Annotated in this window: 13 protein-coding genes; 4 read left to right on the forward strand and 9 right to left on the reverse strand. The window is 66.3% G+C overall.

Going from position 1 to position 16,183, the window contains the following annotated elements; translation table 11 throughout:
* Positions 1-70 precede the first annotated feature (70 nt).
* The gene (locus tag R9B85_RS04300) at positions 71-1,039 is read right to left on the reverse strand and encodes an alpha/beta hydrolase (RefSeq protein ID WP_423770859.1); all 969 of its coding nucleotides are present in this window, start codon (positions 1,037-1,039) and stop codon (positions 71-73) included.
* Positions 1,040-1,179: 140 nt separating this feature from the next.
* On the opposite strand from R9B85_RS04300, the gene R9B85_RS04305 reads away from it, so the two are divergent.
* On the forward strand, positions 1,180-2,301 hold the full coding sequence (locus R9B85_RS04305) for a cupin-like domain-containing protein (protein WP_423770860.1): 1,122 nt from the start codon (positions 1,180-1,182) through the stop codon (positions 2,299-2,301).
* A gap of 141 nt (positions 2,302-2,442) precedes the next feature.
* Here R9B85_RS04305 and R9B85_RS04310 read toward each other — a convergent pair whose 3' ends face one another.
* The 8 genes from R9B85_RS04310 to R9B85_RS04345 all read right to left on the reverse strand — a co-directional run bounded on the left by R9B85_RS04310 (position 2,443) and on the right by R9B85_RS04345 (position 12,259).
* Positions 2,443-3,834: an aspartate aminotransferase family protein gene (locus R9B85_RS04310; protein ID WP_423770861.1), complete on the reverse strand. Its 1,392-nt coding sequence runs from the start codon at positions 3,832-3,834 to the stop codon at positions 2,443-2,445.
* 217 nt (positions 3,835-4,051) lie between these two features.
* Positions 4,052-5,374: an ATP-binding protein gene (locus tag R9B85_RS04315; protein ID WP_112253006.1), complete on the reverse strand. Its 1,323-nt coding sequence runs from the start codon at positions 5,372-5,374 to the stop codon at positions 4,052-4,054.
* Positions 5,371-6,054, reverse strand: coding sequence for a response regulator (locus R9B85_RS04320; RefSeq protein ID WP_015271116.1), 684 nt, complete (start codon positions 6,052-6,054; stop codon positions 5,371-5,373). Before R9B85_RS04320 ends, R9B85_RS04315 begins: the two co-directional genes overlap by 4 nt.
* Before the next feature lie 86 nt (positions 6,055-6,140).
* Positions 6,141-6,713, reverse strand: a complete 573-nt coding sequence (locus R9B85_RS04325; protein WP_112253007.1) for a nucleotidyltransferase family protein — start codon at positions 6,711-6,713, stop codon at positions 6,141-6,143.
* Entirely contained in the window at positions 6,710-7,681 is a 972-nt protein-coding gene (locus R9B85_RS04330) for an XdhC family protein (protein ID WP_423770862.1), read from the reverse strand. The genes R9B85_RS04325 and R9B85_RS04330 overlap by 4 nt, the downstream gene beginning before the upstream one ends.
* A 3-nt stretch (positions 7,682-7,684) precedes the next feature.
* Positions 7,685-8,896, reverse strand: a complete 1,212-nt coding sequence (locus R9B85_RS04335; protein WP_423770863.1) for a cytochrome c — start codon at positions 8,894-8,896, stop codon at positions 7,685-7,687.
* A gap of 2 nt (positions 8,897-8,898) precedes the next feature.
* Positions 8,899-9,435, reverse strand: coding sequence for a (2Fe-2S)-binding protein (locus tag R9B85_RS04340; RefSeq protein WP_025339998.1), 537 nt, complete (start codon positions 9,433-9,435; stop codon positions 8,899-8,901).
* A complete protein-coding gene (locus R9B85_RS04345) occupies positions 9,428-12,259 on the reverse strand; it encodes a xanthine dehydrogenase family protein molybdopterin-binding subunit (protein ID WP_423770864.1) in 2,832 nt (943 codons plus the stop codon). Before R9B85_RS04345 ends, R9B85_RS04340 begins: the two co-directional genes overlap by 8 nt.
* A 325-nt stretch (positions 12,260-12,584) precedes the next feature.
* Between R9B85_RS04345 and dsbD the strand changes: the two genes are divergently transcribed.
* The 3 genes from dsbD to dsbG are packed head-to-tail and all read left to right on the forward strand — an operon-like array spanning position 12,585 to position 15,896.
* A complete protein-coding gene (gene dsbD, locus R9B85_RS04350) occupies positions 12,585-14,300 on the forward strand; it encodes a protein-disulfide reductase DsbD (protein WP_423770865.1) in 1,716 nt (571 codons plus the stop codon).
* Positions 14,300-15,136 (forward strand): TlpA disulfide reductase family protein, encoded by an 837-nt coding sequence (locus tag R9B85_RS04355; protein ID WP_112253011.1) that lies wholly within the window; start codon positions 14,300-14,302, stop codon positions 15,134-15,136. Before dsbD ends, R9B85_RS04355 begins: the two co-directional genes overlap by 1 nt.
* Position 15,137: 1 nt before the next feature.
* A complete protein-coding gene (gene dsbG, locus R9B85_RS04360; RefSeq protein WP_112253012.1) occupies positions 15,138-15,896 on the forward strand; it encodes a thiol:disulfide interchange protein DsbG in 759 nt (252 codons plus the stop codon).
* Positions 15,897-16,183: the final 287 nt, after the last annotated feature.

A 16,183-nucleotide genomic window follows, 5' to 3' on the forward strand; every position in this document is an offset into this window, starting at 1 on the left:
GGGCGCAGTGCTTTTGTGGGAGCGGCCTTGTGTCGCGAAAGGGGCGCAACGCGCCCCCGGCGAGCTCAAGTCAGGATTGGCCATCGACCCGCTTCAACCACTCCCCGACATCCCGGTAAATCCCCTCCACCTGCCCCACGATCCCCGACATGCGCAAGAAGTCATGGGTCAGCCCCTCCACCCGGGCAAAGGTCACCGCCGTCCCGCCTGCCACCAGCCAGTCGCGATAGGCCATGCCCTCGTCATGCAACGGGTCATATTCGGCCACGAACAGGTAAGCCGGTGCCAAAGGCTGGCGCAGCGTCGACAGCAACGGCGACACCCGCCAGTCCAGGCGCTGCTCGCGCTGCGGCGCATAGTGCTGGTAGAACCACTCCAGGGTGGGCGTCTCCAGCAGGTAACCCTCGGCATGCTGGCGATGGGACTCACGCTGGCAGGAGATATCGGTCACCGGGTAAAACAGCAACTGTGCCAGCGGCTTGAACGCCAGCGCCTCGGGCTGCGCCACCGCCGTAATGGCCAGCACCGCCGCCAGGCTCGCGCCCACGCTGTCCCCTGCCAGCACCACCCGGCGATTGTCCAGGCCCAGCGAGGCCGCCTGCTCGGCCAGCCAGTTGGCCGCGTCCAGCGCATCGTGCAGGGCCATCGGGAACTGCTGCTCCGGTGCCAGCCGGTAGTCCGCCGCCAGCACCGCGAACTCGCCCAGGGCCGCCAGGCGACGGCACACCGAGTCATGCGAATCGAGGCTGCCGACCACATAGCCGCCGCCATGCAGGTACAGGATCACTGGCTGCAAGGCAGCCCCGGCATCGCCCCGGCGGTACAGACGAGCAGCCAGGCGGGCACCGTCGCGCGCGGTAAGCTGCAACTCGCTGACCGTGACGTTGCCGGGCGGGCTCGGGTCGAGTACCTGCGAGCTGCCCTCGAACTCGGCACGGGCCTGGGCCACGTCCATTGCGTGCATGGGCAGGCTCCTGCCCGTCAGCCGGCCAAATTCGACCAGTTCCAGAAATGCCGCCAGATCAGGGTGCAGTGCCATGTGGGTTCCTTGGGTGAAATGTGACTCGAGCCTCCCTACGGGACGTAGCAGCATGCCGAAAAATTACCCGTCCACACGGCTAAATCGTTGGTGCGAGCACTCGTTATCCCTGCACAACGAAAGACCGCCAGAGGCATACCGTGGACCTTCAGAGCATCCTCAGCAAACTGTTCGCCAACGCCCATGCCGTCGGCATCGAAGGCGTTTTCCAGTTCGTCTTCAGCCAGGACCTGGCCTTCTGGTCGGAGGTGCGCGACAGCAGCCGCACCGGTGCCGGCCGGCACCGCGCCCCGGACGTGACCATCGAGGTGACCGAGCGTGACTTCATCGGCATCATGGGCGGCACCGCCAACGTCGAAGAACTGTTCGCCAGCGCCCGCCTGAAGATCAGCGGCAACATGGGCCTGGCCACCCTGCTGCCGCAGATCATCAGCAACGCCCGCCGCGGTGCGCCGGCGACCAAGGTATCGATGAACCAACGTTACCCGACACCGGCACGCTTCAGCGAACGGGTGTCGGCCGCGCAACCGGCACAGCGCGAGGTGGCATGCATTGCCCGCACCGACCTGTCGCTGGCGCGCTTCCAGAGCGAATATCTGAAGCACGGGACGCCGGTGGTCATCAGCGATGCCCTGCAGGACTGGCCGCTGTTCACCATGGGCCGCGAAGCTTCGCTGGAACATTTCGCCGAACTGCAGGGCATCACCCGCCACGGCGACTACGTGAAGAAGACCTTCTCCACCGACCGTGACTTCCGTTCCACCTCCATGGCCGACTTCATCGCCTCGCTCGACACCCCTGCCAAACCCGGCGAAACCCCGGCCTACATGGGCAACAACATCGTGCCGGAAAAGCTGCTGACGCTGATTCGCTACCCGCAGTACTTCGCCCGCGAGAAGTTCATTGCGCCGCGCATCTGGATCGGCCCCAAGGGCACCCTGACGCCACTGCACCGCGACGACACCGACAACCTGTTCGCGCAGGTATGGGGGCAGAAATCGTTCATCCTCGCCGCACCGCACCATCGCCCAGCCCTGGGCACCTGGTCGACCAGCCCGAAGGGCGGCCTGGACGGCTGCGACTTCAACCCCGATGCCCCGGACTACCAGCGTTTCCCGGCGGCGCGCGAAGTGCTTTTCCTGCGCGTGGTGCTGCAGGCCGGTGACCTGCTGTTCCTGCCCGAAGGGTGGTTTCACCAGGTGGAGTCTGTGACCACCTCGCTGTCGGTGAACTTCTGGGTGAATTCCGGGCGCGGCTGGTAGTCGGGATTGCCAGGGGGCGCTGCGCGCCCCTATCGCCGGCAAGCCAGCTCCCACAGGTACAACGCAAGCCTTCAGGTCGGCGCGGTCCCTGTGGGAGCTGGCTTGCCGGCGATAGGGCCGCGCAGCGGCCCCGGCAACCGATCAGACCGCTGCGATCAACGCCTCAGCAAACCGCTGCGCGACCTCATCGATCTGCTCGCCACTGATGATCAACGGCGGCAGGAAGCGCACCACCGCCCCATGCCGCCCACCGAGCTCCAGGATCAGCCCGCGCTTGAGGCACTCGCGCTGCACCTTCGCCGCCAGCTCGCGGTTGGCCGCCGGATGCCCAAGCGCATCCCGCTGCCCTTGCGGGTCCACCAGCTCTACCCCGAGCATCAGCCCCCGCCCGCGAACATCACCCAACTGCGGATACTCCCGCTGCAACTGCTGCAGATGCTGGCGCAGGCGCTGCCCCATGACCTCGGCATGCTCGGCCAGGCGATGCTCGACCAGGTAATCGATCACCGCCGAACCCGCCGCCATGGCCATCTGGTTGCCACGGAAAGTGCCGGCGTGGGCGCCCGGTTTCCAGGTATCCAGCCAGTCGCGGTACACCACCACCGCAAGCGGCAGGCTGCCGCCAATGGCCTTGGACAGGGTGACCACGTCCGGGACGATGCCGGCATGCTCGAAAGCGAACATGCGCCCGGTGCGGGCAAACCCGCTCTGGATCTCATCGACGATCAACGCCACACCGGCCTGCTCGGTGATACGGCGTACACCCTTGAGCCACTCGATATCGGCCGGGATGACCCCGCCCTCACCCTGCACCACCTCGAGGATCACCGCCGCCGGCAGCGGCACGCCGCTTTCCGGGTCGAGCAGCAGGGTTTCCAGGTAATGCAGGTTGGTCCTGACCCCGGCTTCGCCGCCCAAGCCGAACGGGCAACGATAGTCGTAGGGGTACGGCATGAACTGCACACCATTGCCGAGCAAGGCCCCCAGCGGTTGCTTCGGCCCATGGCTGCCCATAAGGCTCAGCGCCCCCTGGCTCATGCCGTGGTAGGCGCCATGGAAGGCCAGCACGGTGCTGCGGCCGGTTGCAGTGCGCACCAGCTTCAGCGCTGCCTCCACCGCATCGGTACCGGTCGGGCCGCAGAACTGGACCTTGGCTTCACGGCGCAACGCCTCTGGCAGCACACCGAACAAGTCCTGGACGAAGCGGTCCTTGACCGGCGTGGTCAGGTCCAGGGTGTGCAGCGGCAGCTCATCGGCCAGTACCCGCTGGATCGCCTCGACCACCACCGGGTGGTTGTGGCCCAGCGCCAGGGTGCCGGCGCCGGCCAGGCAGTCGATGAACTGGCGGCCTTCGACATCTTCCACATGGATGCCGCGGGCGCGCTTGAGCGCCAGCGGGATGCGGCGCGGGTAGCTGCGGGCGTTGGATTCCTGTTGTTGCTGGCGTTGCAGCAAGGGTGAATCGGTGAACTCGTACAAGGCACGCGGCGCGCTGGCCGGCGGGACCTGGGCAAGGCAGGAAGCGGTGGGCATGGGTGAATCCTCGCAAGCAAGCGAAAGTGCGGGTGTTCGTCGCTTGGGAAACGCTTGAGTGCGGGGAGGATTTAGCGGTTGCCATGGGATTTTTGAAAACAGGCCCGGCCTCTTCGCGGGTAAACCCGCTCCCACAGGGTTGCCACAGATTTCAGGGATGATGCAGTACCTGTGGGAGCGGGTTTACCCGCGAAGAGGCCGGCGCAGGCGATAAACATCAATGCGCCGAGCGCGCCGGCACTTGCAACAACACCCGCAACCCATCACTGCGGCTGTCGAACTTCAGGCTACCGGCACAACGCTGCACGATCGCCTGCACGATCGCCAGCCCCAGCCCGCATCCACCACTCTGCCCGTTACGCCAGAAGCGCTCGGTCAGGTGCTCCAGGTCCGCCTCGGCAATCCCCGGCCCATGGTCGCGCACCATGAAGCCCACCTGGCCGTCAGCCATCTGCACCTCAAGCTCCACCGCCTCGTCGCCGCCATGGCGCAAGGCGTTGTCCAGCAGGTTGCGCAGCGCCGCCACCGCCAGCGGGGCGGGCATGCCCAGGTAGATCTGCGTAGCGGCTTCAGGCAAGCGCAGCACGATGCGCCGGTTGTCACCACCGCCGGCATCCTGCACCGCCTGCCGGGCCACCTGCTCGGCGCTGCACTGCACGCCATCCTCGAACGACAGGCTGCCCTCTACCCGCGCCAGCATCAACAACTGCTCCAGCGTGCGGTGCATGCGGTCGGCCCCCTGCTCGGCATGCTCCAGCGCCTGCTCGCGTACGGCGCCATCGGTCATCCGCGCTACCTGCAGGTGGGTCTTGATCGCCGTCAGCGGGCTGCGCAGTTCATGCGCGGCATCGTCGGTCAGGCGCCGCTCGCGCTCGATGGTCTGGGCAATGCGCAGGAACAGCTGGTTCTGGGTTTCCAGCAACGGTTGCAGTTCGCTGGGCATGCCTGCTACCTGCAGCGGCTCGACGCTGTCCGCGCGCCGGCGGCGCAGGGCATCGCGCATGCGGTTGAGCGGCTCCAGGCCCTTGCCCAGGCCGATCCACAACAACCCCAGGCTGCCAAGCAGGGCCATCAACACCGGCGCCGAGGCTGCCAGCAGGATCGACTGGTTCAGCGCCTCGCGCTCCATGTGCCGGTCGGCGGTGGTGATGCGAACATCGCCATGGTTGTAGGTGAAGGTGCGCCACAGCGCGTCGTCGATGGTCTGGTCGCGGAAACCGCTGCGTTCATCGTCCATGACGCCATCGTGCTTGTGGTTGCTGGCGAGAATCTCGCCGCGCAGCGAGCTGACCTGGCAGGCCATGCCGTCCGGCACGCTGAACTGATCGGCGGAAAAGTGCGCCTCGCCGCCCTTGGCAGTCAGCGGCTGCGGCAACTGGTCGATCAACCCGGCGACCATGCGCGCCGAGGCCACCAGGCGCTGGTCGAGCGAGAACATCATCTGCTGGCGCAGGTCGCGCAGCATCCACGCGGCGGCGAGCGCCCAGATGATCACGAAGGCGCTGCCCAGGATCAGGCTCAGGCGTACCCGCAGGCTCATGATGCGGCCTGCTCCGGCGCCTGCGCCGGGCCAAGGCGGTAACCCAGGCCGCGCACGGTCTCGACGATGCCGTTGCCCAGCTTGCGCCGCAGATGGTGGATATGCACGTTCAGCGCATTGCTCTCGACTTCGTCGCTGAAGCCGTACACGCAATCCTTGAGCTGCTCGCTGGACAGTACACGCCCGGGGTTCTGCAACAGCGCCTGGAGCAATGCCTGTTCACGCCGGGACAGGTCGACCGGCTGGCCGGCCAGGGTTGCCTCGCAGCTACTCGGGTCATAGCGCAGTGGGCCGTGCTCGATCACATTCACCGCCCGCCCGGCCACCCGCCGCAGCAGGGTGTGCAGGCGTGCGGCCAGCTCGCGCAGGTCAAACGGCTTGAGCAAATAATCGTCGGCGCCGGCCTGCAGGCCATCGACCCGATCGGTAACCGCATCACGGGCAGTGAGCACCAGCACTGGCAGCGTCTCGCCTTTCTCGCGCAGGCGGCGCAACAGCTTCAGGCCGTCTTCGTCGGGCAGGCCAAGGTCGAGGATCATCACATCGAACTGCGCCGCCTGCAGCATCGCCCGTGCATCGGCGGCGTTGCCCACACGGTCCACGGTCAGGCCCTGGGCGGTAAGGCCGGCGCAGATGCCGGCGGCGATCAGGTCGTCGTCCTCACAGAGCAGAACGTGCATGGCGGGGCTCCCGGAATGGTGTGGCTGGCATTGCACCTTGGGCGGATTAAGGGGGGATTATGGACCTTTTTGTTGGGTGGGGGTGTTCACCTTGACCCTTTCAACGCCTGCGGCGTATCTACATCCAGCAGCACCCCCGCATCCTCCACCTCAACCACCACACAACAATCCCGCTGCGCCCGCACCACCGCCCGCGCCCCTTCATCCCCGGCAAGCTGCCCCAGCGCCGGCCAGAAGTCGCGCCCGAAAATCACCGGATGCCCCTGCTTCCCCGCATGGCCCGGCAGCACGATGGTCGAGGCGGTGGCCGCCTCGGCCAGCCGACGCAAGGTTGCCGCTTCGATCCAAGGCATATCACCCAGCAAGATCGCCACCGCCTGCGCCTGGCTGTCACCCAACGATCTGGCGCCTGCAGCCAGGCTATGCCCCATTCCCGATGCCGCATCCGGGCTGACGACCACCCGGCAATCGCCAGGCAAGGCAAAATCCTCGCCCCACTCGCCCGCGCGCAACACCACGCGCACATCATCGAATACCGCCCGAGCCCGCTCCACGCTATGGGCCAGCAGGCTGCGACCATCAGCCAACGTCGCCCGGCGCTTGTCGGCACCAAAACGCCGGCCGCTCCCTGCCGCCAGCACCAGCGCAACCACGCTCACAGCGCCGCCCTCTCGATGCCATTGCGCACCCGCAGAATATCGGCCAGCACCGCCAAAGCGATCTCGGCCGGGGTCTTGCTGCCCAGGTTGAGGCCGATGGGGGCGTGGATGCGGCCCAGTTCGACGTCACCCAGGCCACCGATCCGCCGCAGGCGTTCACGGCGCTTGTCGGAGGTCGCCCGGGAACCCATCACACCGATATAGAACGCCTCGGTGCGCACCGCTTCGAGCATCGCCAGGTCATCGATCTTCGGGTCGTGGGTCAACGCCACCACTGCGGTGTCGGCATGGCATCCGCCATGGACGATGAACTCCGAAGGCAGCTCGCGGCGCACTTCGATGCCATCCAGCCGTACGCCGTCGAGCACTTCGTCACGGGGCTCGCAAAGGATGACTTCGAAGCCCATGCCCTTGCCGAACTCGGCACAGAAATGCGCGACGCTGGAGTATCCGGCCAGCAGCAGACGCTGGGCGGCCCCCACACGCAAACGTACACAGGCACGTTCACGCTCCACACGCGGCCCCTGGCTGTGGTCATCGGCAAGCAGGCGCCTGCCCTCGGGCAGGCTCACTTCACGCAGCACGCGGCGCTGGCCCTGCAATGCGCTTTCCAGCTCACGCAGGTGCGCCTGCACCTCGCATTCGGCCGGCAGGTTCTCCACCAGCACTTCCAGCACGCCGCCACACGGCAGGCGGATGCTCGAACGCGAGTCGCTGCCATCGCCATAACGCACGATGGCCACTGGCTCGGGAAACTCCCCCCGGCCCACGCGCTCGAGAAAGTCGTCTTCGACGCAGCCTCCGGACAGCGAACCCAGCCACTGCCCGCTGGCGTTCACCGCCAGCAGCGAGCCCGGCGCACGGGGCGCCGAGCCATAGGTGGCGAGCACCGTGCACAACCACACCCGCTGGCCGCCGCACGACCACTGCAACGCCTGGCGGACCACCTGTAGATCGAGATGCTGCACCCTTTACTCCGCCTTCAGCTCGGCGAGCTGCTGTACGCTCAGGTCACCGGGCAATCCACCCCAGGCCTGGCGCAGGTAGTTGACCATATCCGTTACCTGCTGGTCATCGAGCTTGTCGGCAAAGCCCGGCATCGGCTGCATGCGCTCGAAGCCGGTGAACTGCTGTTCACGGATGCCGTCGAGGATCACCTTGACCAGGTTGCGCGAGTCGGCCTGGCGCAGCACGGTGTTGCCGCGCATGGCCACGGCGATGTGCGGCTTGCCCTCGCCGTCCACCCCATGGCAGCCGGCGCAGACGTTCAGGTACTGCTGGCGGCCGCGCCTTGCGCTTTCGCTCATCTGCTCCAGTGCCACCGCCTGGATGGCCTTGGCCGGCGGTGGCTGGTCACCCAGCAGGTAGGTGGCCATGGCCGCCAGGTCGGCATCCTCCAGGTGCTGGGTGCTGTGGTGCACCACCGGGAACATTTCGTTGAACATGCTGCCCTGGGCGCTGATGCCGTGCTTGAGGAAGGTGGTCAGGTCCGGCTGGGTCCAGCCGCGCTCGGCCAGGTCCTGGGCCAGCAGGCTCGGCGCCAGGTAACCACCCAGCAGGCCGCCGCTCAGGCGCTGGTCCTGCTGCAACGCACCGATCGGGTTGCGCGGGGTATGGCACTCGCCGCAATGGCCCATGACTTCGACCATGTACTGCCCACGCTGCCAGGCCGGGCTTTTGCCCTCGGTCGGTTGCAACTGCACGCTCTTGCCGTAGAGCATGTTCCAGCCGCCAAGCCCCTGGCGCACGTTGAACGGAAAGCGCAACGCAGTCTGTGGTGCCGGGCGGTTGATTGGCGGCACCGTCATCAGGTAGGCGAGGATCGCGTCCGAATCTTCGCGCTTGATCAGGTGGTACGAGGTGTACGGCATCGCCGGGTAGAGGTTGGCGCCGTCCTTGCGCTTGCCCTCGGTTACCGCGGCGAAGAATTCGTCGGCGCTGTAGTTGCCGATGCCGTACTGCTTGTCCGGGGTGATATTGCTGCCATAAATGGTGCCGAACGGCGAATGAATCGGCAGGCCACCGGCGTACGGCGCGCCGCCTTCGGCCGTGTGGCAGGCCATGCAGTCGGCCGCACGGGCCAGGTATTCACCGCGCTTGACCTGCGTCTGGTCGGCTGCCTGGGCAAGCGAGGTAAAGGCAAGGCCGAGAGCCAGCGCCAGTGCGCTACGAACAAGACCCATGCTCAACCCTCCTTGACCAGGCCGAGGTCGTTGAGCACCGTGCGAGTAGCGTCGTAGTAACGCACGTAGCCAGTGCAACGGCAGATGTGGTGGCCCAGGCTCGCCTCGATGCGGTCTTCCACCTCGCTCTTCTTCAGCGGCTGGCGCTGGGCGGTTTCCACCAGCACCGTGGCGGCATTGACGAAGCCCGGCGCGCAGTAGCTGCACTGGAAGGCGAACAGGTCGACGAACTTCTGCTGGATTGGGTTCAGCGTCAGGTTGCCGGCCTCGTCCTGTCTGGCATGGCCCTCGATGGTGCGGACCTTCTTGCCCTCGAAGTAATGCGCGCCGGTAATGCAGGTGCGCACCTCCTCGCTGGTGCCGTCAGGGTTGTCGACGATCACCACACAGGCGTGGCAGATGCCCTGGCCGCAGCCCAGGCGCGAGCCGGTGAGGTTCTGGTGTTCGTGCAGGTAGTCGATCATCGCCAGGTCATCAGGGACCTCGACCGGGCCGACCGGTTGACCGTTGAGGGTCAGTTGCAGTGGGCGGTTAGCCATTGAGGGCCTCCTTGATACGGGCTGGGGTGATGGGGAGATCGCGCACGCGCTTGCCGATGGCATGCGCGACGGCATTGCCGATGGCACCGACGACCGGAATCATCACCACCTCGGCGATGCCCTTGGACGGGTCGGTCGGTGACAGCGGCGGGAGGATTTCGCTGGTCTGTTGCCACACCGCCACATCGCGCGCGTGCGGCAGGCGGTAGCGGTTGAAGTTCCAGTCGCCCTCCCCGGGCCCGCCCTCGTACAACGGCATTTCTTCGGTCAAGGCATGGCCGATGCCCATGGCGATACCGCCTTCGAGCTGGCCCTTGACCAGCTCCGGCACCAGCACCCGACCGCACTCGACCCAGCTGTGATGGTTGAGCACCTGCACTTCGTGAGTGCCCTTGTTCACCTTGACTTCGACAATGGTCGCCACCGGGCTGTAGTAGGTGACCATGGCGTTGTTCAGCTGGGTGTCGGGGTAGGCGGCGTTCTGCCGGTCGAGCAGGTGGTAGCCGTGGCTGCTCATCTGCGCCTTCTTGGCGTTCACCGCGCCATCGCCGTACTTCACCGCCACCGCGTCGAGCGGGAAGCGTTCGCGCACGCCGTCGATGACGAAGTCGGCCTCGGCCCAGCTCCAGCGGTTGAAACCGTGCACGCTGACGCCGGTGACCAGGCCCATGTCATGGGCCTTCTGGGCCAGCTGGGCAAACGGGATCGGTGACAGGCCGTTGCCGGTCAGCTCGCCGTTGACCCACACCGCGTTCTCGCGACGCACCACCAGCGGGTTGGCCTGGCCGCCGTAAGGGCCTTGGCTCCAGATGGCCATGGCCGCCGGCCACAGACCGTGGTTGAACAGCACGCGTGCCGCTTCGCGGGTGGCATGGCTGAAGTAGAACGCCGAGTTGGTCGCCGACGATGGTGAAGCGAGCTTGCCGACCCAACGCGGGTTGCGCAGCGCGGCATCCTGCTCGGGCTGGCTGATCAGGTACGGGTTGCCGCTGGTGGTCAGCTGCAGCTCCGGCCATTCGGTGACCGCGGTCTTCACCTCGTCGGCAGAGCGACCGAGGAAATCGCTGACCACCAGGGCCTGGGAGGTGGACATGCCGGTTCCCAGCTCGGTGCCGATGTGACGCAGGCTGATGCGCCCGTCGCGGCTGAACTCGATGCTGGCCATCGGAGCTTCGGAGCCGGTGCCGAAGTCTTTCTGGCAGATGGCAAAGCCCACGCCATACCAGTGGTCCGGGTCCTTGGCATCCATCTGCTGCTTGCGCGCGTCGCGGTTGCGCCACCAGTCGTGCACGGCGGCCTTGTCGAGAATCTCGTACTGGCGCAGCGCGCCGGCCGGGACCGCGCCCTGGGTGTTCTTCATGCCCGACTTCAGCGCGTTGGCGCGGCGCAGGTCGATGGCATCGACGCCCAGGCGCCCGGCGATCTCATCCACCATCATTTCGGTAGCGGCCATGGTCTGCAGGGTGCCGTAGCCACGCATGGAGCCGGCCTCGACGCCCCGGGAATGATAGGCAGTGACCGACAGGTCGTTCTGCGGCATGTAGTAGATCGACTGGGCCGCCGTGGCGCCCACCGCTGCCACCGACGGGCTGTAGTTGATACGCCCGCCGCCGTCGCAGCTCATGTCGGCGCGGAAGATCTTGAAGCTGTTGTCCTTCTTGTCCACCGCCAACTGGTAGCGGATATCGAAGGCATGGCGCTTGATGCCGCTCTGGAACTGCTCGTAGCGGTCGTTGGCCAGGCGGATCGGTACACCGGCGCCATACAACGCGGCCACGGCGGCGTAAAAGACGAAGATGTTGTTGTCTTTCGAGCCGTAGCCCACGGTATAGCCCGGGTGCATGTTCAGCGTGTTCAGGGCGAAGCGCGACGGCTTGATCATGTGCACGCATTCCTGCGCCACTTCGAACGGGCACTGGGTCGCGACCACGAAATGCAGCGTACCGCTGGCCGGGTCGTACCAACCGTTGCCGTTGTCCGGCTCCAGTGCGGCCGGCTCGATGGACGGCGTCTTGTAGCGCTCGTCGAACACCAGCCAGTCCTCGGGCGGGTTGTCCAGCTGCTCGGCCATGCGCTTGGCGTAGAACAGGCCCTGCTCGGTCAGGTCGCCATGCTGGTTGGGCTGCTTCGACCACACCGGCTTGCGGTTGAGGATGGTGGGGAACAGCATGGAATTCTTCAGGCTGGAGAATTCATCATCGTCGAACGGCGTGGCACCGCCCACGCGCACGAAGCGGAAGCTGCCGTAGGGGTCGCGCTGGTACAGCGGCGCCTGGGCGCCATAGCGGATCGCCTGGTCGTTGAACTGCAGCTTGCGCTTGGCCTGGCGGAAGCGCTCGAAGTCGTGCCAGATCAGGATTGCCACCGGGTGGCCGATGAACATCGGCACCTTGCCGGGCGGCAGCAGCGGGTCGGGCGAGTGGGCCTCGGGCCAGGCGATGCCGTCCCGCTCCAGGTCGGCAGCGGTGACGATGCGGTCCGGTTGCAGGTCGGTGCCAAGCAGGCTGAGGTCATGGCCGGCATAGATACGGTCGGCCTTGGTCGCCTTGAGCAGCAGCGCATGGCCCTGCTGCGCGGGCCAGCCGGGCATGTCCTTGGCACGGATGTCGCGGGCGAACACCTTGTCGCCGCACACCTTGGACAAGGCATCGTTACGAAAACGCGCCTTGCCGTCATGGTTCATCCACTTCTGCGGCGAGGTGGTGACGCGTTCCTCCATCAGCGCGGCGAACGCCTGGCTGCCGAGCGGCGCCATGGTCACGCCGACACCAGCTATCAGGCCGCCTTGCAGGAAGGCGCGCCGGGAAATATCACGGTTGGACATGCTTGATCCTCTGGGCAGCAGGGGGTCTGCCCTTTTTTTGATTCTGGTACTAGCTCGCAAAAGCTGACCTGTGCGTCAACTTTACAGCAATTGTAGTGGCGCAGGCAAAGTCAAGCAGACAATATGTCGCGACATATCTGGGATGTGGGGGGAATTTGGCTGTGCCTGGTAGGAGTTCGTCGGGGGGCTCTCCCACGCGCAGACAATTCCACGGCATACACCTCCAAGCCCTGATGCGCCCCCCCTGACCAAAAACCAGAGTTAACCTTGGGTTAATCGACCCAAGCCAGCATGACCCCCTTCAACGTACTGCCAAGGCGAAGACATGCGCGTCCTCCTGCTCTTCCTGACACTGCTGCTGGCCGGCCCGTTGCAGGCCAACCCGTTCGATGTCAAACCGGACTTCCTGCCGGTCAACCAGGCCTTCGTGCTTACCCATGACCGCCAGGCCGATGGCCAGATGCGCCTGTTCTTCCAGATCCAGCCTGGCTACTACCTGTATCAGAAGCGCCTGAAGTTCGACGGCCTGCCTGCCGAACAACACCCGCAACTGCCGGCCGCCCTCAACCATCACGACGAGTTCTTCGGCGACAGTGCGGTGTACCGCGACCAGCTCGAACTGCTGCTACCGGCCGATGCCCGGGGCCAGCTGCGCCTGGGCTGGCAAGGCTGTGCCGACGCCGGCCTGTGCTACCCGCCGCAAACCACGTTGGTCGACCTGGGTGGCAGTGTGGCGCCGGCGACCGAACAAGCCAGTGATCAGGCACTGGCCAGCGACCTGCAACAAGGCCACCTGGCCTGGAGCCTGCTGGCGTTCTTCGGCCTGGGCCTGTTGCTGGCCTTTACCCCCTGCTCGCTGCCGATGCTGCCGATCCTCGCCGGGCTGGTACTGGGCAATGGCGCCAGTGCCCGGCGCGGCTGGATACTGGCCGGGGTCTATGTACTGAGCATGGCCCTGGTATATGCCGCCCTGGGCGTGGTCGCCGCGCTGCTGGGTGCCAGCCTGCAGGCCTGGCTGCAGCAACCCTGGCTGCTGGCCAGCCTGGCGGGGCTGTTCGTGTTGCTGGCCCTGCCGATGTTCGGTGCCTTCGAGTTGCAATTGCCCGCCGCCTTGCGCGATCGCCTCGACCGTGCCGGGCAAGGCACCCGTGGCGGCAACCTGTATGGCGCCGCGCTGCTGGGCGCGCTGTCCGGCCTGCTGATGGGGCCGTGCATGACCGCGCCGTTGGCCGGCGCACTGCTGTACATCGCCCAGAGCGGCGACGTGCTGCAGGGGGGGCTGGTGTTGTTCAGCCTCGGCCTGGGCATGGGCGTGCCGCTGCTGTTGCTGGTTACCCTGGGCAACCGCTACCTGCCCCGCCCGGGTGCCTGGATGAACCGGGTCAAGGGCGTGTTCGGCTTCGTGTTCCTGGGCATGGCGCTATACACCTTGCGCGGGCTGCTGCCTGCAGCACTGTTGCTGGCCATGAGCGGTGCCTTGCTGATCGCCCTGGCCTGGGCTGCCTGGCCAGCCCTGCAGCGGTTGCCGGCGTTGCGCGCCTTGCCACTGCTGGGTGCCCTGTGGGGTGGCCTGCTGCTGGTGGGTGCAGCGGCCGGTGGCGACGACCTCTGGCAGCCGCTGCGCCCATTCGCCGCTGGCGGTACTGCGCCAACCACCGGCCAGCAGGCCGAGGACGCCTTTGTCACCGTCAGCCGCCCGGAAGACCTGCAACGCGAACTGGATGCGGCCAAGGCCCGTGGCCAGTGGGTGATGCTCGACTACTATGCCGATTGGTGCGTGTCGTGCAAGGTCATGGAAAAACAGGTGTTCGCCCGCAGCGACGTGCAGGCCGGCCTGGCCGGTGTGCACCTGCTGCGCCTGGACGTGACCGCCGACACCCCGGCCAGCCAGGCCCTGCTGCAGCGCTACCAGGTACCTGGCCCGCCCAGCATCATCTGGGTCGGCCCGGAAGGCGACGAACGCCGCGCACGGCGCATCACCGGTGAAGTGGATTCAGCCGCCTTCCTGCAACACTGGACCCAGACCAGGAGCCAAGGCTGATGCTGACCGTAACCCTCGGGCCGCTGACCATGGCCCTGAACCACCTGCTGATGCTCACCGCCCTGGTGATCGCCAGCATGGTCGGCTGGTGGGTCGCCCGGCGTGGCGGCGAGAGCCCGGAATCGGCATTGTTCAACCTGTTCCTGATCGGCCTGCTGTGCGCACGCGCCGGCTTCGTGCTGGCCTATTGGCCGATGTACCAGGACGACCCGCTGCAGGTCATCGACATCCGTGATGGTGGTTTCCTGTTCTGGTCGGGCATTGCCGGCATCGTGCTCGGCGCCTTGTGGCAGGGCTGGCGCCATCCGGGTCTGCGCCGACCGCTGGGCTGGGCGCTGTTCAGCGGCGCGCTGTTCTGGGGCCTGGCCAGCCTCGGCGGCCACCTGTACAGCAAGGGCACCGAACTGCCCGACTTGAGCCTGCGCAAGGCCAACGGCCAATCCGTAGCGTTGCACAGCTACCGCGGCAAGCCGCTGGTCATCAATATCTGGGCCACCTGGTGCCCACCCTGCCGACGCGAAATGCCGGTGCTGCAACAGGCGCAAAGCACCTACCCGCATGTGACCTTCCTGTTCGTCAACCAGGGCGAGACCCCGGAAAACGTCAGCACCTTCCTCGCCACCACCGGCCTGAGCCTGACCCACGTGCTGTTCGACGGCACCGGCCTGCTGGCCCAGCGCGTCGGCTCCATGGCACTGCCTACCACCCTGTTCTACGACGCCGACGGGCGCCTGGTCGGCAGCCATCTGGGCGAGCTGTCCAAGGCCAGCCTGCGCCACGCCCTGGAGCCTTTCGACCGGGCCACCGCGCCCGCCCCTGCCGCACAAGGAAACTGACATGCGACTGACTGCACTGCTGCCCCTGTCCCTGGCCCTGCTGGCTAGCCCCACCCTGCAGGCCGAAGAGCTGCCCAAGGCAATTCAACAACTGCAAGCCAAGGGCGCCGTGATCAAAGGCAGCTTCGACGCCCCCAACGGCCTGCGCGGGTATGCCGCCGAGTATCAGAATAACGGCCTGGCGCTGTACCTCACCCCTGACGGCAAGCACGTACTGGTCGGCAGCCTGTTCGACGAACAGGGCAAGGACCTCAGTGCCGAGCCGCTGAAAAAGCTGGTGTATGCGCCGATGAGCAAGGAAATCTGGGCCAAGATGGAAAAAACCGCCTGGATCGCCGACGGCAAGGACGATGCACCGCGCAAGGTGTACCTGTTCAGCGACCCCAACTGCCCCTACTGCAACATGTTCTGGGAGCAGGCGCGGCCGTGGGTGGAGTCGGGCAAGGTGCAGTTGCGCCATATCATGGTCGGCATCATCCGCGAGGATAGCCCGGGCAAGTCGGCGGCGCTGTTGGCGGCGAAAGACCCGGCCAAGGCACTGCATGAGCATGAAAAAGCGGGCAAGGCCAGCAAGTTGAAGGCACTGGAGCAGGTGCCGGAGGCGGTGCAGCAGAAGCTGGCGGCGAACATGGCGCTGATGGAAGAGATGGGTTTGCAGGCGACCCCGGCGATCTTCTATCAGGATGACCAGGGCAACCTGCAGAGCCAGCAAGGCGCACCGCGGCCGGAGTTGCTTGGGAAGATTCTCGGCAAGCGCTGATGTGAAATCGCCGGGGCTGCCTTGCCGCCCATTCGCAGCACAAGGCTGCTCCTACAAGTAGTGCACCTGCCATGAAGGCGGTGGCGGCCCTGTGGGAGCGGGCAAGCCCGCGAAGACTCAACGCGGTGTATGGCACCGGCTGCGCCGGTGTTCGCGGGCATGCCCGCTCCCACAGGTCCTGCGCCAAACCTCGAGAACAACGCCGTATCTGTAGGAGCGGCCTTGTGTCCCGAAAGGGCCGCATAGCGGCCCCAGCAATTTCAACTTTTGTGCGCCAATCCAGGGGC

Origin of the sequence: Pseudomonas sp. NLJ1 (assembly GCF_049486705.1) — a bacterium.
In the GTDB taxonomy this organism is placed as follows: Bacteria; Pseudomonadota; Gammaproteobacteria; order Pseudomonadales; family Pseudomonadaceae; genus Aquipseudomonas; species Aquipseudomonas inefficax.